The organism is Streptomyces sp. NPDC008150 (assembly GCF_042956945.1).
In the GTDB taxonomy this organism is placed as follows: domain Bacteria; phylum Actinomycetota; class Actinomycetes; order Streptomycetales; family Streptomycetaceae; genus Streptomyces.
Map to the genome: position 1 here is coordinate 686505 of NZ_JBIBHJ010000002.1, position 20071 is coordinate 706575.

Annotated in this window: 20 protein-coding genes; 12 read left to right on the forward strand and 8 right to left on the reverse strand. The window is 72.7% G+C overall.

Annotation, left to right across the window (positions count from 1 at the left end; genetic code table 11):
* Positions 1-160 precede the first annotated feature (160 nt).
* Positions 161-949 carry an NUDIX domain-containing protein gene (locus tag ACFZA0_RS09005; protein ID WP_391013412.1) on the forward strand — a complete coding sequence of 263 codons (789 nt, stop codon included), beginning with the start codon at positions 161-163 and terminating at the stop codon, positions 947-949.
* A gap of 20 nt (positions 950-969) precedes the next feature.
* On the opposite strand, the gene ACFZA0_RS09010 is transcribed toward ACFZA0_RS09005, so the two are convergent.
* Positions 970-1863 carry a LysR substrate-binding domain-containing protein gene (locus tag ACFZA0_RS09010; RefSeq protein ID WP_391013414.1) on the reverse strand — a complete coding sequence of 298 codons (894 nt, stop codon included), beginning with the start codon at positions 1861-1863 and terminating at the stop codon, positions 970-972.
* Positions 1864-1975: 112 nt separating this feature from the next.
* Here ACFZA0_RS09010 and ACFZA0_RS09015 point away from each other — a divergent pair, with 112 nt between their 5' ends.
* Both ACFZA0_RS09015 and ACFZA0_RS09020 read left to right on the forward strand, forming a co-directional pair.
* Positions 1976-3064 (forward strand): alcohol dehydrogenase catalytic domain-containing protein, encoded by a 1089-nt coding sequence (locus ACFZA0_RS09015; protein ID WP_391013415.1) that lies wholly within the window; start codon positions 1976-1978, stop codon positions 3062-3064.
* Between the two features lie 524 nt (positions 3065-3588).
* Positions 3589-3783 (forward strand): hypothetical protein, encoded by a 195-nt coding sequence (locus tag ACFZA0_RS09020; RefSeq protein WP_391013417.1) that lies wholly within the window; start codon positions 3589-3591, stop codon positions 3781-3783.
* An 87-nt stretch (positions 3784-3870) separates the two neighbouring features.
* On the opposite strand, the gene ACFZA0_RS09025 is transcribed toward ACFZA0_RS09020, so the two are convergent.
* Positions 3871-4962 carry an FAD-dependent oxidoreductase gene (locus ACFZA0_RS09025; protein WP_391013418.1) on the reverse strand — a complete coding sequence of 364 codons (1092 nt, stop codon included), beginning with the start codon at positions 4960-4962 and terminating at the stop codon, positions 3871-3873.
* A gap of 425 nt (positions 4963-5387) precedes the next feature.
* Positions 5388-6365: an aldo/keto reductase gene (locus ACFZA0_RS09030; RefSeq protein ID WP_391013420.1), complete on the reverse strand. Its 978-nt coding sequence runs from the start codon at positions 6363-6365 to the stop codon at positions 5388-5390.
* Between the two features lie 551 nt (positions 6366-6916).
* On the opposite strand from ACFZA0_RS09030, the gene ACFZA0_RS09035 reads away from it, so the two are divergent.
* The 3 genes from ACFZA0_RS09035 to ACFZA0_RS09045 all read left to right on the forward strand — a co-directional run bounded on the left by ACFZA0_RS09035 (position 6917) and on the right by ACFZA0_RS09045 (position 10473).
* A complete protein-coding gene (locus tag ACFZA0_RS09035) occupies positions 6917-8665 on the forward strand; it encodes a tannase/feruloyl esterase family alpha/beta hydrolase (protein ID WP_391013422.1) in 1749 nt (582 codons plus the stop codon).
* 453 nt (positions 8666-9118) lie between these two features.
* A complete protein-coding gene (locus tag ACFZA0_RS09040; RefSeq protein ID WP_391013424.1) occupies positions 9119-9979 on the forward strand; it encodes a Scr1 family TA system antitoxin-like transcriptional regulator in 861 nt (286 codons plus the stop codon).
* A 47-nt stretch (positions 9980-10026) separates the two neighbouring features.
* A complete protein-coding gene (locus ACFZA0_RS09045; protein WP_391013426.1) occupies positions 10027-10473 on the forward strand; it encodes a hypothetical protein in 447 nt (148 codons plus the stop codon).
* A gap of 270 nt (positions 10474-10743) precedes the next feature.
* On the opposite strand, the gene ACFZA0_RS09050 is transcribed toward ACFZA0_RS09045, so the two are convergent.
* Complete coding sequence (locus ACFZA0_RS09050) at positions 10744-11073, reverse strand: DUF397 domain-containing protein (protein ID WP_391013428.1); 330 nt, start codon at positions 11071-11073, stop codon at positions 10744-10746.
* A gap of 286 nt (positions 11074-11359) precedes the next feature.
* Here ACFZA0_RS09050 and ACFZA0_RS09055 point away from each other — a divergent pair, with 286 nt between their 5' ends.
* Together ACFZA0_RS09055 and ACFZA0_RS09060 are read left to right on the forward strand one after the other, a co-directional pair.
* On the forward strand, positions 11360-11650 hold the full coding sequence (locus tag ACFZA0_RS09055; protein ID WP_391013569.1) for a tetratricopeptide repeat protein: 291 nt from the start codon (positions 11360-11362) through the stop codon (positions 11648-11650).
* A 31-nt stretch (positions 11651-11681) separates the two neighbouring features.
* The gene (locus ACFZA0_RS09060) at positions 11682-12329 is read left to right on the forward strand and encodes a peptide deformylase (RefSeq protein ID WP_391013430.1); all 648 of its coding nucleotides are present in this window, start codon (positions 11682-11684) and stop codon (positions 12327-12329) included.
* A gap of 86 nt (positions 12330-12415) precedes the next feature.
* Here ACFZA0_RS09060 and ACFZA0_RS09065 read toward each other — a convergent pair whose 3' ends face one another.
* Positions 12416-13846 carry an FAD-dependent oxidoreductase gene (locus ACFZA0_RS09065; RefSeq protein WP_391013432.1) on the reverse strand — a complete coding sequence of 477 codons (1431 nt, stop codon included), beginning with the start codon at positions 13844-13846 and terminating at the stop codon, positions 12416-12418.
* Between the two features lie 120 nt (positions 13847-13966).
* Between ACFZA0_RS09065 and trxA the strand changes: the two genes are divergently transcribed.
* Positions 13967-14362, forward strand: coding sequence for a thioredoxin (trxA, locus tag ACFZA0_RS09070; protein WP_391013433.1), 396 nt, complete (start codon positions 13967-13969; stop codon positions 14360-14362).
* 88 nt (positions 14363-14450) lie between these two features.
* Here trxA and ACFZA0_RS09075 read toward each other — a convergent pair whose 3' ends face one another.
* Both ACFZA0_RS09075 and ACFZA0_RS09080 read right to left on the reverse strand, forming a co-directional pair.
* Positions 14451-15488, reverse strand: a complete 1038-nt coding sequence (locus ACFZA0_RS09075) for a substrate-binding domain-containing protein (protein WP_391013435.1) — start codon at positions 15486-15488, stop codon at positions 14451-14453.
* A gap of 106 nt (positions 15489-15594) precedes the next feature.
* The gene (locus tag ACFZA0_RS09080) at positions 15595-16254 is read right to left on the reverse strand and encodes a TetR family transcriptional regulator (protein ID WP_391013436.1); all 660 of its coding nucleotides are present in this window, start codon (positions 16252-16254) and stop codon (positions 15595-15597) included.
* A gap of 118 nt (positions 16255-16372) precedes the next feature.
* Here ACFZA0_RS09080 and ACFZA0_RS09085 point away from each other — a divergent pair, with 118 nt between their 5' ends.
* On the forward strand, positions 16373-16936 hold the full coding sequence (locus ACFZA0_RS09085) for an NAD(P)H-dependent oxidoreductase (protein WP_391013438.1): 564 nt from the start codon (positions 16373-16375) through the stop codon (positions 16934-16936).
* Positions 16937-17037: 101 nt separating this feature from the next.
* Here the strand turns inward: ACFZA0_RS09085 and ACFZA0_RS09090 are convergent, their stop codons facing one another.
* Positions 17038-17919 (reverse strand): TIGR03560 family F420-dependent LLM class oxidoreductase, encoded by an 882-nt coding sequence (locus ACFZA0_RS09090; protein WP_391013440.1) that lies wholly within the window; start codon positions 17917-17919, stop codon positions 17038-17040.
* A 213-nt stretch (positions 17920-18132) separates the two neighbouring features.
* Between ACFZA0_RS09090 and ACFZA0_RS09095 the strand changes: the two genes are divergently transcribed.
* A complete protein-coding gene (locus ACFZA0_RS09095; protein ID WP_391013442.1) occupies positions 18133-18351 on the forward strand; it encodes a hypothetical protein in 219 nt (72 codons plus the stop codon).
* Between the two features lie 157 nt (positions 18352-18508).
* On the forward strand, positions 18509-19996 hold the full coding sequence (locus ACFZA0_RS09100; RefSeq protein WP_391013444.1) for an SPFH domain-containing protein: 1488 nt from the start codon (positions 18509-18511) through the stop codon (positions 19994-19996).
* Positions 19997-20071 lie beyond the last annotated feature (75 nt).

Sequence of the window (20071 nt, forward strand, 5' to 3'; positions counted from 1 at the left end):
CTCACGCGCGCGAGGGCCGGCCGAACGGGGAACGACCGCACGGGGACGACTGCGGGGGGCAGCTTCGCGCGGACCGCGGGTGCGTGTCACCGTCCCGCCGTGAATCCCCGCCGCCGATCACCGCCCGATCACCGCCGGACGCCTTCGCTACCCTGCCCGCATGCCGAACGGACCGGACAGCGCGCGCGTGCAACTCGACGACAACGGCCTCCTCCTGCTGCGGGACCCCGCCGACGGCTCCTGCGTCTTCCCCGCCGCCGACGACGACACGGACGGCACGGCCCCCTCCCCCGGCGTCCGGTGCTCCCTCCCGCTGCCGGAGGCGCTGCACACGCGCATCCGCCCGGCGGGCACCGCCGAGGCCGTGCTGCGGGCCTGGGCGAACGGCGAACAGGTCGGCCCGACGGCACCCTGGGACGACCCGGCGGCGAGGGAACCGGTGCGGGTACGGGCCGGAGCGGTGGTGATCCGCGACGGGCACGTCCTGCTGATCGGCTTCCGGGAGACCTGGGCGGGCACGACGGCCGACAAGGGCACCGGCGCCACGCAGGGCACGGCACCCGACGGCGACGGCGACAGCACGTACTACGAGATCCCGGGCGGCGGAGTGGAGCCCGGCGAGACCCTGCACGACGCCGTACTGCGGGAGTTGGGCGAGGAGACCGGCCTGACGGGCACGGTGGTGCGGGAGTTGGCGCGCGTCTGGAAGGACGGCCGCCGCGAGCACTACTTCCTGGTGGCCGCCGAGGGCGAGGTCGGCGCCCCGGAGACCCTCGACAACTACGGAGGCGTACCGGCCTGGCTCCCGGTGGCCGGACTGCCCGGCACCCCGGTGTGGCCGCGCCGCCTGGCCTGGCGGCTAGCGCACTGGCACAGGACGGGATGGCCGGACCGGCCGGCCGAACTGGCGGACGGCATCGAGGACTTGACGGCACCGTGCGGGTGGTGACGGCGCCGGCCCGCACCGGTTCAGGCGGTCGAAGTGATCGCTCGGGTGACGGTCGCGATCGCCGGGGCGGGGTGGCCGGGGAGGCGTGCCACGAGCACCCTGCGGATCTCGGGGGGTGCGCCGTCGACGCGCAGCAGGCTCACTCCGGGCGGCAGCACCGGTGAGAGCCGGGACGGCACCGTCGTCACGCCGAAGCCGCCCGCGACCAGCTGGAGCTTCGTCAGCCAGTCGCGCGTGGAGTGGATGACGCGGGGCCGTCCGGGCAGGCCGGGCCAGACGCCGAGCAGCGGCTCGGAGCGCGATGACGGAGAGGCGATCCACGCTGCGTCGACCAGCTCGTCGACGTGCACCCTGCTGCGTCCGGCGAACTCTCCGGTCGAGGGCGCCGCCACGACCAGTTCGGTGTCCGCGACGGTCTCGACGTGCAGGCGCGGTGACTCGCCGTCGAAGGGCCGGTGGGGTGGGCGGGACGTCAGCACGGCGAGGTCGAGCGAGCCGGCGCGCAGCGCCCGGATCAGGCTGGGCGTGGTGCTCTCGCGGGTGGTGACCGTGGTCTGCGGGTCGGCCACCGCGAGGTGCGCGAGCGCGGCGGGCAGGATCGCCGCGCCCGCGCTCGGGACTGCCCCGAGCCGCACCAGTTCGGTCCGCGGGACGGTGCCGGCGAGCTCACGCTCGGCTGCTGCGAGCGAGGCCAGGACCGTGTGGGCGTGCCGCAGCAGGGTCAGACCGGAAGGAGTGAGCCGTACCCCGTCGGGGCGGCGCTCGAACAGGGTGGTGCCGGTACTGCGTTCGAGTGCGGCGGCCTGTCGTGAGACTGCCGACTGCGTGTAGCCGAGTCGCTCGGCTGCCGCGGTGAAGCTGCCGCACTCGGCGATCTGCCGCAGGACCCGTAGTCCCGAGCTGGAGATGTCCATGCGACCTACGCATACCACGGATGCCAGATCGTCGCTTCCGGCATGCCCACCCAGCTCCTAGTGTCGATCTCACGAGCAACGGACACACACGGACGAACATGGAGGTCATCACGTGCGAGCAGCAGTTCTGACGCGGTTCGGCGCACAGCTCACGGTGCGGGAGGTGCCCGACCCCGAGGCCGGGGGTGGCGAGGTGGTGGTCGAGGTCCTCGCCGCCAATGTGGGGCCCTACGCGGGCGAAGTCTTCAGCGGCGAGCGGAACTACCCCCTTGTCCCGCCCGTCGTGCCCGGTGTCGGCGGGGTGGGGCGGATCGTCCACGTCGGCCCGGACACCACCCGGCTGCGCGTCGGCGATGTGGTGTGGTGCGACTCGACGGTGCGTTCGCGGGACGACGCCCTGACACCCGACATCACGCTCCAGGGCTGGAGCTCACGCGGCGAGGGCGGCGCGCGGCTCGCCCGGTACTGGCACGACGGTGCGTTCGCCGAGCTCATGCGGGTCCCGACGGAGAACGTCTTTCCGCTGCCCGCCGCGGCCGGGGACGATCCGGCCCGCTGGGCAGCGCTCACCGTGCACGCCATCTCCTACGGCGGGCTGCTGGCAGGCGGGCTCGCGGCAGGCGAGACGCTGCTCGTCAGCGGGGCCACCGGCAACCTCGGCAGCAGCGCGGTCGCGGTCGCGCTCGCGATGGGAGCAGGCCGCGTGGTCGCCCCGGGCCGCAACAAGGCCGCCCTCGACCTCCTCGCCGACCGGTTCGGCCCGCGTCTGCGCCCGGTCCCGCTGACCGGAGACGAGGCCACCGATCGCGCGGCGATGTCCGCGGCGGCCGACGGCCCGATCGACATGGTGATCGACTTGCTCCCGCCGAGCGCACCCAGCTCGGCGTCGCGCGCGGCGGCCATGACCGTGCGCGAGTACGGCCGCGTCGTCCTCATGGGCGGCGTCGGCATGCTCGGTGGCGACGACCTCGCACTCCCGTACCCGTGGATCATGCGCAACTCGATCACCGTGCGCGGGCAGTGGATGTACCCGCGCACAGCCAATGCCGGCATCGTCCGGCTCCTCGCCTCGGGCACTCTGGATCTCGCCCCCGAACGAGTCCGGTCGTTCGGCCTCGATGCTGTCAACGACGCCATCGCGTACGCCGCCGCGCACGGTGGCCCGTTCGACCGCACCAGCCTCACCCCGTCGGCCGGCTGACGAGCCCCCTGATCCCCACCACCCGCACGACCGCGACTCTTACGAGCACAGGTAGCTGTATGGCCGCTGTTTGACGCGAACGAGGCCACTTGGGGCTCGGCCGGTCGCTGCTTCCCGGCGAAGCTGCCAGTGTCGACCTCGGTGGGGATGCCGAGTCCGACCAGTCGTCCCCACCTGGCTCGGGTGCTCCCGGGTGATCGCGAGGTGTTCGAGGTGCGACGCGGCCTCCCGCAGCCGGGTCCGCGGTTCGCCGATTTGCGTGCGGAGTTTGGTCCGGGCCCGGGTGGCGTCCTCCTGGAGGTCCGGCGCGTCGAGCAGGGGCTGGACGGTCATGCGGTCACCGCCTGTGGTTCGCGCAAGGTGGGAGCGTTCGCGCTGGTGAGGCGGCGAATCATGACGTGGGACATCGACCGGTGGACGCGGGAGGCTTACGACGAGGGGCGGTGCTCGTAGCCGTCGACCAGACGCGGTTGCAGTACTGGGCCCGACGCCCCGTCACGCGCAGGTCCGCACCCTCCCCCCGGATGCCCTCGGCCGCGGCGTCGGCCAGTCCGGCGTTGGTGACCGGCCGCGACCTCGCGGCGGCGACGGGGGCCGCGACGGAACTGGAGGAGGTGTGCGCCCTGCTCCTCCTGCTCGGTGAGAGTGAGCGCCGCCTGCTGGAGCCCGCCGAGATAGCCGAACTCACCGCGAAGTACGGCTCGTTCTGGGACCTGTGAGCGTGGGCGGCGCGCCGTGCCCCGTCCGCGCGGGAGCGCCGCGCGCCCCCGCCCGCGCTCGCGGCGCCCGGCGGCGGGCGCCGCCCCTCACCCCCCGGTGCGCGGCCTGGTCATGCTGAAGCGGTCGAGTCCGTTCCCGCCCCCGACCAGGTCCGCCGCCAACTCCCCCACCACCGGCGCGAACTTGAAGCCGTGCCCCGAGAAGCCGCCGACGACCGTGACCGGGCCCCGGCGGTCGATGACGAAGTCCTCGTCGGGCGTGGTCGTGTAGAGGCAGGTGAGGGCGGCAGGTTCGGTGGCGTCCACGCCGGGGAGCCAGCGTTCGGCGTACTTCTGGAGCCGGGCGACGGCCTGCTGGTCGATCGTGCGGTCCCGGTGGTCGGGGTCGACGACCGGACCGACGCCGTGGAAACCGACCTTGACCCCGTCCAGACTGCCGAGTCCGTAGACCGCCTCGTCCGGACCGCCGTGATGGATGAAACTGGGCCAGCCGAGGGCGTCCGGCGCGGGGAAGTGCACCGGCTGCTCCTGGGTTATCCGCATCGGCGGCAGACCGGGGACGACTCCCGCCAGCCGCCCGGGAGTCCAGCTTCCGGCCGCCACCACGACCGCGTCCGCCACCACGGCCTCCTCGCCGTCGGTGACGACCTCGACCCGCTGCCCGCGCACGGCGAGCCGGGTCACCTTCACGCCGTGCCGGACACGGGCGCCGTGCTGCCGGGCCGCCTCCTGGAACGCCTCGACGGCATGATCGGCGTGCACCCGGCCGGCCTCGGGGTGGAAGACGGCGGTGCCGTCCACGCGCAGACCGGGCCACCGCTCGGCGGCCTGGTCCGGGGTGAGCCGCTCGACGGGCCGTCCGGCCGCCGTCAGGGCGCGGTGCAGCGCCTCGGTCGCGCCGACGGGCCCGTGGTCGACGGCGCCGGTGAGTTCGAGCACCTCACGGCCCGTCTCCTCCTCCAGCTTCCGCCACAGCGGCAGCGCGCGGACGGCGAGACCGACGTAGAACGCGTCGTCGTAGGCCAGGCGGAAGATCCGCGAGGTGCCGTGCGAACTGCCCCGGTCGTGACCGGGCGGGAACTGCTCGAACAGGGTGACCTGGTCACCCCGCGAGGCCAGGTGCCAGGCGGCGGCGGAGCCCATGACTCCCCCTCCGACCACAACGGTGTGACGTACCACGGGCTGTTCCTCTCGCTTCCCGGCCGGGCGCCGGGTTGTTCCCGGCGACCGTCCGGACCGGTGGGGCGGACGTCCCGCCGCACCGGACCGACGGACTGTCGGAGCAGCCGGCGGGCCGCCGGGACGGTGGACCACCGGGCCGGGGGCAGTCCCGGCCGGCGGCACCGCGCCGGCGCTCAGGCGGTGCCCCGACGGTGCGCCGCACGAGCCGAACCGCCGTGTCCCGACCGCCCAGTTCCCCTGCTCCGTGTGCGACAGTCTCACGTCTGCCCGTGGACCGGGCGCCGGGGTACCCGCGGATCAGTGCCCGGACCGGCGCCGCGCGCCCCGAACGGGCGGCGGGTGCGGGGGCGGCACCGCGCCCGGGAGCCGCGGAGGCCGCGGGGCGGCGCGCGCACGAGGGGCCCGCCGGGCCGCGGCGCGGTTCAGTAGCGGCCGCCCCTGGGGGCGGGCAGCGCGTTCAGGTCGGCGAGGTCCCGCGCGCTCAACTCGACCTCCCCGGCGGCCGCGTTGTCGTCCAGGTACTTCGGCGTCTTGGTGCCGGGGATCGGCACGACGCGCTCGCCCTGGGCGACGATCCACGCGAGCGCGACCTGGGCCGGTGTGATGCCGGAGCGCTCGGCGATCTCCCGCACGCGGTCCGCGATGGCCAGGTTGGCGCGCAGCGCGTCCTGCTGGAAGCGGGGGTTGCGGCGCCGGAAGTCGTCCTCGGGCAGGTCGTCGAAGGAGGCGAACCGCCCGGCGAGGAAGCCGCGGCCCAGCGGGGCGTAGGGCAGCAGCGCGATGCCCTGGTCCTGGCAGTAGGGCAGGACGTCGGCCAGCACGTCCCGCGTCCACAGCGAGAACTCGGACTGGACGGCCGCCACGGGGTGCACGCTCTGCGCGCGCTTGATCTGCTCGACGGTGACCTCGGACAGCCCGAGGTGGAGCGCCTTGCCCGCCCGCACCACCTCGGCCATCGCGCCGAAGGTCTCCTCGACCGGCACGTCCGGGTCGACGCGGTGGAGCTGGTAGAGGTCGACGTGGTCGGTGCCCAGACGCCTCAGGCTGTCGTCGATGGCCCGACGGACGTGCTGGGGGCGGCCGTCGTTGGCGAGCTGGGGCGAGCTCCGGGGGCCGCCGGAGGGGTCGGACACGTACAGGCCGACCTTGGTGGCGAGCACGGCCTGCTCGCGCCGGGCGCCGGCCAGGGCGCGGCCGAGGAGTTCCTCGTTGGTGTAGGGGCCGTAGACGTCGGCGGTGTCGATGAGGTTGGCGCCCGCTTCGAGGGCCTGGTGGACGACGGCGACGGAGGTCGGCTCGTCGCGCGGGACGGCCATGTCGTAGCCGAAGGTCATGCCCATGCAGCCGAGGCCGATGACGCCGACGGCGGGGCCGTTGATGCCGAGAGTCGTGGTGCGCATGTGGTGACTTGTCTCCAGGGGAACGGGCGGGGCCGACGGCGGCCGGGACCTGTCGGAAGCCGGACCTGTCCAAGGCCCCGCGGGGCGGGAGCGTGCCGGTCGGGTGCGGGAGGACGGGCGGGTACGGGAGCGGTCTCGGTCGGAGGGGTGCCGGGGGCGGGGCGGAGGGACACGGCGGCGGGGCGGACGTCGGGGCGCGACACGATCGTAGGCGCCGTGGATCTTTCCGGCGCTGACGTTCCCGGCGGTGGCGTCGGCGCGCCGCGCCGGCCGGCGTCCGCCCATCACCCCGCATCGTCAACAATTCTGCTGACAACTCTTGCGCCCGCCCCTGCCCGGCCTTACGGTCCCCGAGGCACGTGTCCCCGTGGACCCGGCGGCAGAGGACGTCCATGACGACGCAACAGCACCGCAGCAAAGGCGCGTTGACCCGCCGCACCCCAACCGGCGCCTTTCGCGGCGCAGTTGTGCATGTCATGCCCCTGCCAGCTCCTGTCGCCACGGGCGGCCCGGCCGAACCTCCGTGCAGTCCGGCACCCTTGGAGATGAACATGGCTAGACTTCTCGCCCGTTGGCGTCCCGGAAGGGCGGCCGCCCTGCTGGCGGCGCTCGCGGTGCTCGTCGGAACGGTGCTGTCCCTGGCCGGCAGTCAGGCCGCTTCGGGCCCGGTGGGGAACGCGGCGTACACCGCCGCGACGGCCGCCGACGCCGGAACGCCACCCGCGATCGACTGTACGGCCGTCGCCAAGCTCGACCTCGCCGCGATTCCCGGCGCCCCGACGGCGATCACCTCGGCCAAGGTCATGGCCGCCGATGCCAACTCCCTCGGAAAATGGGCCGCTTGCGACGTGACGGGACTCGTCGCGCCGCAGATCCAGTTCGAGCTGCGGCTGCCGCTGACCGGCTGGCAGCAGAACTACCTCCAGGTCGGCTGCGGCGGCAACTGCGGCTCGGTGAACCTCAACAACGTCCCCGCCGCCGCCGACTGCACCCCGCTGACGGACGGCGGGTTCGCCGTTGCCACCAACAACGAGGGCCACTTCAACGGCTCCGGCGTCTTCGCCACCGACCCGACCCTGCGGGTCGACTTCGGCTACAAGGCGGACCACGAAGTCGCCGTCGCCGCAAAGGAGATCATCAAGCGGTTCTACGGCCGGGCCGCCACCCACTCCTACTTCTCCGGGTGTTCGCAGGGCGGCCACCAGGCCCTGACCGAGGCGCAGCGCTACCCCAAGGACTTCAACGGCATCGTCGCCGGCGCCCCCGCCAACAACTGGACCGCGCTGAACGTGTTCGCCCACGCCTGGAACGCGCAGGCGGTCTACTCCGACAACGGCAGGGCCACGCTGACCACGCCCGACCTGGCACCGCTGCACGCGGCGGTCCTCAAGGGCTGCGGCGCGACCGACGGCGTGATCACCGATCCGCTCAGCTGCACGTGGGATCCGGCGAGCATCAAGTGCGCGGCGGGACAGACCTCGGCGCCGGACGACTTCTGCCTGAACGCCGCCCAGGTGAAGACCCTGCACAAGCTCTACGCGGGCCCGCACGACGAGAACGGCAAGCTGCTGTACCCGGGTTGGCAGCTCCTGGGCTCCGAGCTGAACTGGGACGTGATCGTCCCGGCGACGGCGGACACACCGTCGGGCGACCAGAACTTCGTCAAGGAGACCATCCGCTACATGGTCTTCCCGAACGCCCGGCCCACCCTCACGTACAAGGACGTGAAGTTCACCAGCGCCTACTTCAACAACCTCCTCAGGCTCAACCACGCCACGTACGACGCGACCGACCCGGACCTCTCCGCGTTCAAGGCGGCCGGCGGCAAGCTGATCCTCTGGCACGGCCTCGGTGACCAGCACATCCCGGCGGTCGGCACGATGGCGTACTACAAGGCGGTGTCGAAGACGATGGGCGGCACCGCGAGGACCGAGAGCTTCGCGCGGCTGTTCCTGCTGCCCGGCGTCGCGCACTGCGGCGGCGGCCAGGGGCCGAACAGCTTCGACGCCCTGTCCGCGGTGATGGACTGGGTGACCGCGGGCAAAGCCCCGGCGAGCCTGGTCACCAACCGGCTGGGCACGGACGGCGGCACGGTCGCCAGCCGGCCGGTCTTCCCGTACCCGTACATCGCCGTGAACACGACGGGCGGCCCCGCCGACCGGGCGAGCAGCTACACCAAGCAGCTCTCCACGGCGGAGCGGGACGTCCGCGTCGACTACCTCGGCGGCTTCCGCTCCGGCTACGAGACCGTCAGCAGCTGGATCGACGGCAAGTGGGTCACCCGCCCCGGCAAGAGCTGATCACCGGCACCGCCCCTTCCCCCTCTCCCACCACCGGCCGTGGCCGGCACCCGCAGCGGGTGCCGGCCACGGCCGTTCGCCGGTCGGCCCACCGCTGGGGTGCCGCGGCGCACCCGACGCGGACCGCCGGTCCGGACCGCCGCCGGGTAGTGCGCCGGAGCGTGTTCGGCGGCGATGAGCGGCATTGTGCGCCGTATGCGCTCCCCCACTCCCAACCACCGCAAAAAAGAAGGGCGTTCGGGATCGCGGGCGAGGTCTGCCGCGTTGTCGAGGAAGACGGTCCAGCGGCGCAGGTCACGGCGGGCACACCACCTCGCGTGGCACTCCGGGGGGCCGCAGCCGCCTTTTGGCTCTATGCAGAATGCTCGGAGCATAATGTGCAGAGCCAATAGCTAGGAGCTTTCTGTGCATGGCCGATGAGGTCGCGGGTACGTGCACGGCGAAGGAGCGGCGATGACACCCCTTGTGGACCCCAGCCTGAACCGGCGCAAGCTGCGACTGGCACTCAGGCACGCGCGCGAGAACGCCGGCCTGACCCAACGCGAGGCGGCCCGGAACGTCGAGTGGTCGCAGTCGAAGCTGATCCGCGTGGAGACGGGTACGGTCGGTGTGTCGGTCAGCGACCTCCGTGCGCTGCTCGCCCTCTACAGAGTGGATCACCCGGACCGGGTGGCGGAGTTGGAGCAGGCGGCGCGCGGCAGCAAGGGCCCGAGCTGGTGGTCGAGCTTCCACGACGTCGTGACACCCCAGTTCGCCCAGTACCTCGGATACGAGGGCGCCGCCACGTCCCTGCACACCTACCACCCCATCGTGGTGCCGGGACATCTCCAGACGAAGCGTTACGCCGAGGCACTGCTCGCGCCGCGCGGCCTGGACCCCGAGCGGCTCGAACGCGTCGTCACGCTGCGCATGAAGCGCCGGGAGCGGATGTTCGACAACCCGGGCGGCCCGGCCTGTGTGTTCCTGCTGGACGAGGCGGCGGTGCGGCGGCAGATCGGCGGGCCGGAGGTGCAGGCCGAGCAGTTGCGGCAACTGCTGGACCTGGGCGGGCGTGAGGAAATCGCCGTGCGCGTACTGCCCTTCGAGGCGGGCGCGCACTACAGCACTCTCGGCAGCTTCGTCCTCCTGGGCTTTCCCGACGACGACGACCTGCTGTACCTGGAGCACGCCGCGGGCAGCATGACCGGGGGCGAGGACCTGGACCTGCTGGCGCGGTACCAGGAGTGCTTCCAGACCATCGAGGAAGCAGCACTCAGCGAGTCGGACTCGGCCGACCTGATCAGCCGAATCCAGCAGGACCTCGGCGTCCGTTGACAGCGCGGCGGCCGTCACGGACGGCGGAGCCAGGGGGAGGACCAACCGTGGTCTTCAGGTCGGTGTGGCAGCGCCTGCTGGACAGGGCGCAGCCGGAAACGGTGGAGGCGGGCCCGCAGGCCGGCCCCAACGACGAGGGACTCAGGGCGCAGGCGATCCAGACCGCCGAGCAGACACGGAACCTGATCGCCATAGAGACCGCACGCGGGGAGACGCGACTGCGGCTGGTGACAAGGATCGGCGTCCTGGCGCTGGCGGCCCTGACGGTGCTGGTGTGCGCCGCCCTGTTCGTGGTGAACGCGGCCGGGCACCTGCATCTGCCGTGGTCCCGTATAGGCACGGCGGTGGGGACCTTCCTGGTCGCCGCCGCCACCACAGGACTGTCGTGGTGGGTGAAGCGGGCCCTGGGACGCCGGGCGGCCGGCCGGGCTAGCGGGGCGAACCGGCCTGCGAACCGTGCGGAAGACGATCAGGATCCGGCGCGGGCGCCGTAACCGACGACACTCCCGCCCGCCAGAGACCCGCGCTGACCGCCACCGCCAGCATCACGGCGACCCACAGGACGCGCTTGGCGAGGACGCTGTCGACGAGGACGGAGGCAACCGCCGCCGCGAGCGTCGCGGCCGCGCCGACGGCCAGGGCGAAAGTGACCGCTCCACCGAAGGTCGCCGACCTGTCGCGCGCCTTCCCGCCCGGCTGTTCCGCTGCGGATACCCCAGCACCCATAAGGCCCCCTGCCTTGTGTCGATGGCTGGATACGAACGTCACGGGCCCTCTAACTCCCCCACCGCCACAGCGTCCAGGAAATCCGTCCAGACACGGGCGGTGAACGTGACGGCCGGCCCGGCAGGCGCCTTGGAGTCGCGGGCGAGGACACAGCCACACCTCACCGCGACCTCCACACATTCGTTCTCGTTACCGCACCTGCTGCTCCTGAGCCACAAGGGTTTCCCCCCATGCACCACCTCAGTCCTCCAGATCCCCCGATGCGTCCGGACGGTGCGCGGCAACACTAGTGGACGGCTGTACACCGCCGCAGGCCAACTACCTGAATATTCCCGGCCTTTTACCACAAAAAGCAGCGACAGGATCACGCAGCGCTACCACAACCAAGGTTAGGATGCCCTGCCTCGCACCGCCATACGCGAACGAGCCGATATGCCGTACGACTTTTCCGTCGAGGCGCGGCGGCGCGCGCTCCCGCGCATCACGCGCACAGCCGAACACGCCCCGTTAGTGAAATATTCAACCACCCTCCCGCGTTCCCGTCCCCGAAGGAGGATTCACGTGGACACGAACAAAACGGCCTACTCGCCGGAGACGACGGACACGACGTACTACGACCACGGAACGCCGGCGGAGCGGTGGCAGCGGGCGGGGATGTTCTTCGACGCCAAGGAGTACGCCGCCGCCGCGCGCGTGCTCGGCTCGCTGGTGGACGAGGTGCCCGAGCAGACCGGACCCCGGCTGCTGCTGGCCCGCGCCTACTACCACTCCGCCCAACTGTGGCGCGCCGAGGCCGAGTTGCGCACCATCGTCGAGCGGGACCCGGTGGAGCACTACGCCCGGCTGATGCTCGGCCGCACCCTGGAGCGGCAGGGACGCGGTGACGAGGCGCAGCCGCACCTGCGGCTCGCGTCGGCGCTCGCCGGTGACTTCGCGGAGCTCTGATCCCGGGCCCGGACCGTGCCATCCTTGCCGGATGGCATCTCCGAGTGATCGTGCGCCCCTTGCCGAACAGGTCGAGGAACTCCTCGCCGCGGACGGCCCGTTGACCGTCGTCGCCGCAGGCGATCCCGTACTGCGGGGCGGAATCGAGCCCTACGACGGGCAGTTGGACCCCGGCCTGTTCGCCCGCTTCGTCGAGGCGCTGCGGGTGACCATGCACGCCGCCCCCGGCGTCGGCCTCGCGGCACCGCAGGTCGGGGTGCCGCTGCGGATCGCGGTCGTGGAGGACCCGGCACCGGTGTCCGACGAGGTGCGGGTGGCGCGCGGGCGGGTGCCGCAGCCCTTCCGGGTGCTGGTGAACCCGTCGTACGAGCCGGTCGGCCCGGGGCGGGCCGCGTTCTTCGAGGGGTGCCTGAGCGTTCCCGGCTGGCAGGCCGTCGTGGCGCGGCACACCGAGGTGCGGCTGCGGGCGCTGGACGAGGGCGGGCGGTCCGTGGACGAGGTGTTCGCCGGGTGGCCGGCGCGGATCGTGCAGCACGAGACGGACCACCTCGACGGGACGCTCTACCTCGACCTCGCCGAGCCGCGCTCGCTGTCCTCCAACGAGGCGGTGGCGGAGCGCTGGGCGCAGCCCGTGCCGGACGCGGCAGCCAAGGCTCTGGGGTTCCAACTGCCCGGCTGAGCGGGCGACTTCGAGTCCGCACGGGAGCGGGAGTGGGGGCCGCGGCGCGCCGACGCCGTGGCCCCCGCTCCCGTGTGCGTGCGGGATCAGCCCCGGTACGCCTCCAGCAGCCGCAGCCAGACCTCGCTGATCGTCGGGTAGGGCGGCACCGCGTGCCACAGCCGGTCGATCGGGACCTCCCCGGCGACCGCGATCGTCGCGGAGTGGATCAGTTCGCCGACACCCGGGCCGACGAAGGTGACACCGCGGACGATCTCCGCGTCGAGGTCGACGACCATGCGGGCCCGGCCCCGGTACCCGTCGGCGTAGAGCCCGGCGCCCGCGACCGTGGCGAGGTCCACGTCGACGGCCCGGACCCGGTGGCCGGCCTGCTCCGCCTCCGCGAGGGAGAGGCCGACGGCCGCGGCCTCCGGGTCGGTGAAGACGACCTGCGGCACCGCGTCGTGGTCGGCGGTCGCGGCGTGGGCGCCCCAGCGGTCGGTCTCCAGCAGGGGCACCCCGGCCGCGCGGGCGGCGATCGCGGCACCCGCGACCCGCGCCTGGTACTTGCCCTGGTGGGTCAGCAGCGCCCGGTGGTTGACGTCGCCGACCCCGTACAGCCACTCGCTGTCCACGACGCGCAGGCTGTCGTCGACGGTGAGCCACGAGCCCGGCTTCAGTCCGACCGTGTCGAGGCCGATGTCGCCGGTGCGCGGCGCGCGGCCGGTGGCGAAGAGGATCTCGTCGGCCTCGACGCGGTCGCCGTCCCCGGTGACCGCGACGACCGTGCCGTTCTCCCGGGTCACCGAGGTGACGGAGGTGTTCGTCCGCAGGTCCACGCCGGCCTCGGTGAGCGACTCGGCGACCAGTTCGCCGGCGAAGGGCTCCATCCGCTCCAGCAGGCCGCCGCGGCGGACCAGCAGCGTCACCCGGGAGCCGAGGGCCTGCCACGCGGTGGCCATCTCGACGGCCACGACGCCGCCGCCGACCACGATCAGACGGCCGGGCACGGCCTTGGCGCTGGTGGCCTCCCTGCTGGTCCACGGGCGTACGTCGTCGATGCCGGGCAGGTGGGGCACCACGGCGTCGGTGCCGGTGCACACGGCGACGGCGTGCCGGGCGGTGAGCACCCGCTCGGTGCCGTCGGCGCCCGTCACGGTGACCCTGCGCGGCCCGTCGAGGCGGCCCTGGCCGCGGTAGAGGTCGGCGCCGATGCCCTCGACCCAGGCGACCTGGCCGTCGTCCTTCCAGTCCGAGGTGTAGTAGTCCCGGTGCGCGAGGACCGCCGACGCGTCGAGGGGACCCTGCACCGCCTGCCGCAGGCCGGGCACCCTGCGGGCGTCGGCACGGGCGATGACCGGGCGCAGCAGGGCCTTGCTGGGCATGCACGCCCAGTACGAGCATTCGCCGCCGACGAGCTCGCTCTCCACGACCGCGGTGGAGAGGCCGGCCGCACGGGTGCGGTCCGCCACGTTCTCCCCCACAGGACCTGCTCCGAGCACCACGACGTCGTATGCGATGGGTTCCGTATCCGTCATGGGGACAGTCTGCAAGGTGGTGTGCGCGCGGGCCACACGGGTACGCGCGCGGAATACCCGGGCGGTCGGCCGCGTTGTGCCGACGGCTTCGCACCGACTTCGGGAAGAGGGATGCAGACCATGAGCAGGACCGTGGAACTCACCAAGGAGAACTTCGACGAGACGGTCACGGACAACGAGTTCGTGCTGATCGACTTCTGGGCGTCGTGGTGCGGTCCGTGCCGGCAGTTCGCCCCTGTCTACGACAAGGCCGCCGAGGAGAACCCCGACCTGGTGTTCGGCAAGGTGGACACCGAGGCGCAGCCCGAGCTGGCCGCCGCGTTCGGCATCCAGTCCATCCCGACGCTGATGATCGTCCGCGACCAGGTCGCGGTCTTCGCCCAGCCCGGCGCGCTGCCGGAGGCGGCGCTGACCGACGTCATCGGCCAGGCCCGCAAGCTGGACATGGACGAGGTCCGCAAGTCCGTCGCCGAGCAGCAGGCAGCCGCGGGGCAGGGCGAGCAGACCGAGCAGTGACCGACCGGGGGCCGGCGCGGGCGCGCGGCCCCCGGCCCCGCCCGCACGTCACCGCCGGGGCACCGTCCCGGCGGCGCGCCGCGGGCGCTCAGCTCGACTCGCGGGGCACCATACCCACCCGCAGCATCCGGTGGGTCTCCCGCGGGCAGGCCGGGTCGCGCACGGCGCGGTCCACCAGTTCGGCGAGGGCCCGGCACGAGGTCAGGTCGATGCCGACCGTGCTCAGCCGGGGCCGCAGCAGCCGGCCGAGCATGAGATCGCCGGCGCCCACCACCGCCGTGTCCCCGGGCACGGCCACGCCCTCGTCCTGGAGGGCGCGCATGAGCAGCATCGCGTACTCGTCGCTGTACGCGAACACGCCGTCGAGGCCCAGTCCGCGCCAGCGCGCGGCGAGCCGGGCGGCGTCCTCCTCCTCGTGGGCGAGCGGCAGTTCCGTGACCGCGGCGTCGGTGTCCCGCAGGGCCGCGCGTACGCCGCGCAGCCGGGGCAGGGCGTAGTCGTCGAGGCCCGCCTCCCGCGGCAGCACGACGCCGATACGGCGGCGGCCGCGTTCGTAGAGGTGTTCGGCGGCCAGGCGCCCGACCGACTCGTGGTCGGTGAGCAGGGTGTGGGTGCCCTCGACGGCCTGGGGGCCGAGGGCGAGGACCACGCGGACGCCGGTGCGCGCGAGGACCGTCAGGCCGTCGGGTTCCAGGCTCGACGCGGGGACGATGACGGCGGCGGGGCGCAGTTCGGCCCAGGCCCGTGCGGCGCGGTCACCGCGCGCGGGCGCGGCGCCGCACTGGACGACCGTGTAGTCGAGCCGGCCCAGTTCTTCCTGGAGTTCGGCGACGAGGCGGTGGTACAGCGTGCCGTTTCCGGGCTGCGCGGGCAGCAGGACCAGTCGGCTGCGTCCGGCGCGCAGGCTGCGGGCAGCCGCGTGCGGCACGTACCCGAGGTCCTGCGCCGCCTCGCGGACCCGGCGGCGGGTGGGCTCGCTGATCCGGACGGCGGCGGTGTTGTTGAGGACGTAGGAGACGGTCGCGCGCGACACTCCGGCGCGACGCGCCACGTCGGCGCTCGTGGGGACGAAGCCGTTCGCGAGGGCGGGCGTGGGGGACGCGGGTGTTCCAGGGGTGTGCACCATGACGTGCGGCATCCTCGCAGAGAACACCGGCCACTTCGCGCGCGGGGGCGTCAACAGGCCCTGAAAACCGCCATGTTGGGAGCACCGGCGCCGAACGGCCGGTCCTTCAGGCGCGGGTGAGGCGGGTGACCAGGTCGGTCCAGCCGGCCTCCAGCCTGCTCCCGGTCATCGCGCACCGTCCGGTGAGGTGATGGACGAGCGCGGGGTCCAGGTACCCCATCAGCGTCTGCGCGAGGAGTTCGCTGTCGGAGCCGGGGGCGGCCTGTTCGAGCAGCATCGCCAGGTGGCGGTGGTGGACCCGGCGGGGCGCGAGGGAGAACCGGCGCCCGGCGGCGGGCTCCGCGGCCAGTTGCAGCTCCAACTCCTCCGACCAGCGGCGCAGTACGGCGATGCCGAAGGCGTTCAGACGGTCCACGGCGGGCGCGCCGGGGCCCAGCGGCGGGGGGCCGGAGAGGAAGGACGCCTGGAACTTCTTCTCGGAGTGGTCGAGGAGGGCCATCAGCAGCCCGGTGCGGTCGCCGAACCGGCGGAAGACGGTGCCCTTGCCGACCGAGGCGGCGGCGGCGACGGCCTCCATGGTGACGGCGCCCGCGCCGTGCTCCGCGACCAGCCTCGTCGCGGCCTCCAGCAGACGGGCGCGGTTGCGCGCGGCGTCGGCGCGCAGGCACGGCTCGTCCGCCTCCGTTCCCAGCCCCAACAGCACTGGTTCGGCGGCGAGTTCGACGGTCTTCCGGGGCTTCGGAGAAGACGGCGGAGAGGCTGGCATGAACTCAGCGTAAAGCATCCAGGGCAAAACTGGACCGCGGTCCGGTTAGACTGCTACAACATTAAACGGACCCCGGTCCGGATTGTGACGGCAATGTTTCAGCACCCTTGGAGTTAGCATGTCTGTTCGTATCCTCGCGCTCGTCGGCAGCCTCCGTGCCGGTTCGCACAACCGCCAGCTCGCCGAGGCGGCGGCCAAGCTCGCCCCCGAGGGCGCCCAGGTCGAGATCTACGAGGGCCTGGCCGACGTCCCCTTCTACAACGAGGACATCGACGTCGCGGACAACGTCCCGGCCGCCGCCGCCAAGCTGCGCGAGGCCGCGAACGCCTCCGACGGCTTCCTCTTCTTCTCCCCCGAGTACAACGGCACGATCCCGGCCGTCCTCAAGAACGCCATCGACTGGCTGTCCCGCCCGTACGGCGCCGGCGCCTTCACCGGCAAGCCGGTCGTCGTGGTGGGCACCGCGTTCGGCCAGTACGGCGGCGTGTGGGCGCAGGACGACACCCGCAAGGCCGTGGCCATCGCCGGCGGCAAGGTGCTGGAGGACGTGAAGCTCTCCGTTCCCGGTTCGGTCACCCGCTTCGCCGAGATCCACCCCTCGGACGACGCCGAGATCGTCGAGCAGCTCACCGAGGTCGTCAACCGGCTGCACAGCCACGCCGGCGAGGTCACGGCCGCCTGAGCACGCACGACCGAAGCAGTACCCCCCGCGCGCCGAAGGCGCCGGAACCCGTACCCCGGGCTCCGGCGCCTTCGGCGCTTCCGCGGCACGCGGAGCGGGGCTCAGGCCAGGTCGGCGAGCTTGCGCACCGCGTCCGCGGCGAACGTCTCGGTCCACACGGCCGGCGCGTCCCCGGTGGGCGCGAAGATCACCGTGTCGATGCCGAGGCCCTCGTACCCGGAGAGGTCGCGCACGCAGCCGTCGACGTCCCCCGCCTTCACCGAATCGCCTGTGTAGATCATGGTCTTGCGGATGGTGTCGTAGTCCCGCGAGACGTCGTCGCAGTGCCCGCGCAGCACGTCCAGCTTGTGCCGCACCACCTCCGGGGAGGCCCCGAAGAGGTTGCACGCGTCGCCGTACTTCGCGACGAGCCGCAGAGTCTTCTTCTCTCCGGAGCCGCCGATCATGATCTCCGGGTGGGGTGCGCTCACCGGCGCCGGCCGGCACAGCGTCGCGCCGAGCCGGTAGTGGTCGCCCTCGAAGGGGCCGTCGTCGTCCGGGTCCCACATCTGCAGGCAGATCCGCAGGGCCTCCTCCAGCCGCTCGAAGCGTTCGGCGAGCGGCGGGAACGGCACCCCGAGCCCGAGGTGCTCCCGCTCGTACCAGGCGGCCCCGATACCGAGGGTGGCGCGCCCCTCGGACAGGACGTCGAGGGTGGTGGCGACCTTCGCGAGGAGACCGGGCGGCCGGTAGGTGACACCGGTGACCAGCGCGCCCAGGCGCACCGTGTGCGTGTGGGCGGCGAGGAAGCCCAGCGTCGTGTAGGCCTCCAGCATGGGGTCCTCGGCGCCGCCGTTGTCCTCCATCTGGAAGTAGTGGTCCATCACCGACAGCCAGCCGACGCCGGCCTCCTCGGCCGCGGCACCGGTCGCGGCCAGTTCGGCGGCGGTCGCCCTCGCACCCCCCGGGTAACCGAACCGGCTGATGTGCACGCCCACCCGCATCCGTCTCTCCGTTCACCTGTTCCGTCGGCGGTGCGCACGTCGCTCCGCGACCGCCCGATGTCTCGACGTCGTCGACGCTAGGTGCTGGAGTCCTCTCGAAGTCAAGGAAACGGCCGCCCGGCCGTCGGGCCGCACCCGAACGCCCCCGGTCCGCGCCGCGGACCTCCCGCCCGGGACGGCGGCACCCGCACGCGCGGCCCGTACCCTGTGGCCATGGGCGATGCGTCGATGGTGGGACTGATGGGGCGGGTCACCGGAACGATCGGTCCCGGCCTCGTCGGCGAGGTGATCGTCCGGGTCCGCGGCGGGGCCGAGCACTTCCTCGCCTACCCGGCCGTGGGGACGGACCGGATCGAGCGGGGGACGGTGGTGATGGTGGTGGAGTACCTGCCGCCGAGAACCGTCTACGTGTCGGCGGCGTACGACAGTTGAGGCGTCCTGTCCATGGCCGGCGCGGTCCGCTCTGTCGCAGGTCGGAGCCATAAGCGTCAGGATGGCAACAAGAGTTCGTCAGGATCTTCTGCGGGCCCCCGCCGAGGAGCAAACTCCCCTCGTTCGGTGCCGAAAGGGCACCATCGTAAGGGGGCGTATGCCGATGGTTGTCGGCGTCGTGGCGGGAGTGGTCGTAGTGGCCGCTCTCGTGGTGATCGGCCTGTTCAAGATGATGTGGCGAGTGGCCGAGCCCAACGAGGCGTTGATCATCTCCGGTTCCAAGCACAGGACCGAGGGCCTTGAGGAGGGCATGGGCTTCCGCATCGTCACGGGGCGCGGCACGCTCGTGCTGCCCGGCGTGCAGGCGGTGCGCAAGCTCTCGCTCGACCTGAACGAGACCGAACTGCATGTGGACTGTGTGACGCACCAGGGCATTCCGCTGAAGGTGCGGGGGGTCGTCATCTTCAAGGTGGGCGACGACTTCGTGTCGATCGCCAACGCGGGCCGTCGTTTCCTGGATCAGCAGAAGATGATGTCGGCCCGTGTGCACAACGTCTTCGCCGGTCATCTCCGTTCCATCATGGGCGGGTTGACGGTCGAGGACGTGATCCGTGACCGGGAGAAGCTCACCGGGCAGACCCGGGCGGCGTGCGGCACGGAGATGGAGAAGCTGGGTCTGATCGTCGACTCGCTCCAGATCCACGAGATCGAGGACCCGACCGGGTACATCCAGAACCTGGCGGCGCCGCACGCGGCGGCCGTCCAGCGGGACGCGAGGATCGCGGCGGCCGAGTCGAACCGGCTGGCCACCGAGGCCGAGCAGCAGTCCTTCGCCCGGATGGCCGAGGCCACCCGGGACAGCGAGATCCTCCAGGCCGGGTACCAGGCGGAGCGCGACAACGCCGCCGCGAAGTCCCGGCAGGCCGGCCCGCTGGCCGACGCGGCGGCCCGGCAGGAAGTGGTCGTCCAGGAGACCAGGGTCGCCGAACTGGAGGCCCAGCGGCGGGAACAGCAGTTGCAGGCGGACGTCCGCAAGCCGGCGGACGCGAAGGCCTACGAGAAGCGCACGCTGGCCGAGGCCGAGCGCGACGTACGGATCTCCGGGGCGCAGGCCAAGGCCAAGGAGACCGAACTCGCCGCGGCGGCCGAGGCGTCCCGGGTGAAGGTGGCCGCGGCCGCCGAGGCCGAGGCGACGAAGGCCAGGGGTTCGGCGGCGGCGGAGGCGACCCGGGCGACCGGTGAGGCCGAGGCCGCGTCGGCGGAGGCGAAGGGTCTGGCGGAGGCCGCGGCGACCCGGGCACAGGGTCTGGCCGAGGCCGAGGCCATCAAGGCGCGGGCGGCGGCTCTCGCCGAGAACCAGGAGGCGGTGGTCGCACAGCAACTGGCCGAGAACTGGCCGGAGATCGTGCGGGCCGGTGCCTCCGCGTTCGGGAACGTCGACAACATGGTGCTGCTCAACGGGGCCGAGGGCATGGGCGACCTGTTCGCCAAGGCGCTCACCATGGGCGGCACCGGGCTGGGCCTGGCCCGGCAGATCCTGTCGTCGATGAACCAGAACGAGCAGCCGTCGAACGGGACGTCCCCGCTCAACGGGTTCCAGCCGCCGTCGGCCCAGAAGGTGCCGGTGGAGAGGGACTCCGACTGAGCGGTCCGGCCGGACCGCCAAGTGCCGTGAAGGGGAGGGGAGTCGCACCGGTTCACGCCGGTGCGGCTCCCCTCG

What these genes read in the sequence shown, in the direction of transcription:
- ACFZA0_RS09005 (WP_391013412.1), top strand. Translation starts at nt 161, where the DNA reads ATGCCGAACGGACCGGACAGCGCGCGCGTGCAACTCGACGACAACGGC.
- ACFZA0_RS09010 (WP_391013414.1), bottom strand. Translation starts at nt 1,863, where the DNA reads ATGGACATCTCCAGCTCGGGACTACGGGTCCTGCGGCAGATCGCCGAG.
- ACFZA0_RS09020 (WP_391013417.1), top strand. Translation starts at nt 3,589, where the DNA reads ATGCCCTCGGCCGCGGCGTCGGCCAGTCCGGCGTTGGTGACCGGCCGC.
- ACFZA0_RS09030 (WP_391013420.1), bottom strand. Translation starts at nt 6,365, where the DNA reads ATGCGCACCACGACTCTCGGCATCAACGGCCCCGCCGTCGGCGTCATC.
- ACFZA0_RS09035 (WP_391013422.1), top strand. Translation starts at nt 6,917, where the DNA reads ATGGCTAGACTTCTCGCCCGTTGGCGTCCCGGAAGGGCGGCCGCCCTG.
- ACFZA0_RS09040 (WP_391013424.1), top strand. Translation starts at nt 9,119, where the DNA reads ATGACACCCCTTGTGGACCCCAGCCTGAACCGGCGCAAGCTGCGACTG.
- ACFZA0_RS09055 (WP_391013569.1), top strand. Translation starts at nt 11,360, where the DNA reads ATGTTCTTCGACGCCAAGGAGTACGCCGCCGCCGCGCGCGTGCTCGGC.
- ACFZA0_RS09060 (WP_391013430.1), top strand. Translation starts at nt 11,682, where the DNA reads ATGGCATCTCCGAGTGATCGTGCGCCCCTTGCCGAACAGGTCGAGGAA.
- ACFZA0_RS09065 (WP_391013432.1), bottom strand. Translation starts at nt 13,846, where the DNA reads ATGACGGATACGGAACCCATCGCATACGACGTCGTGGTGCTCGGAGCA.
- trxA (WP_391013433.1), top strand. Translation starts at nt 13,967, where the DNA reads ATGAGCAGGACCGTGGAACTCACCAAGGAGAACTTCGACGAGACGGTC.
- ACFZA0_RS09075 (WP_391013435.1), bottom strand. Translation starts at nt 15,488, where the DNA reads ATGGTGCACACCCCTGGAACACCCGCGTCCCCCACGCCCGCCCTCGCG.
- ACFZA0_RS09080 (WP_391013436.1), bottom strand. Translation starts at nt 16,254, where the DNA reads ATGCCAGCCTCTCCGCCGTCTTCTCCGAAGCCCCGGAAGACCGTCGAA.
- ACFZA0_RS09085 (WP_391013438.1), top strand. Translation starts at nt 16,373, where the DNA reads ATGTCTGTTCGTATCCTCGCGCTCGTCGGCAGCCTCCGTGCCGGTTCG.
- ACFZA0_RS09090 (WP_391013440.1), bottom strand. Translation starts at nt 17,919, where the DNA reads ATGCGGGTGGGCGTGCACATCAGCCGGTTCGGTTACCCGGGGGGTGCG.
- ACFZA0_RS09095 (WP_391013442.1), top strand. Translation starts at nt 18,133, where the DNA reads ATGGGCGATGCGTCGATGGTGGGACTGATGGGGCGGGTCACCGGAACG.
- ACFZA0_RS09100 (WP_391013444.1), top strand. Translation starts at nt 18,509, where the DNA reads ATGCCGATGGTTGTCGGCGTCGTGGCGGGAGTGGTCGTAGTGGCCGCT.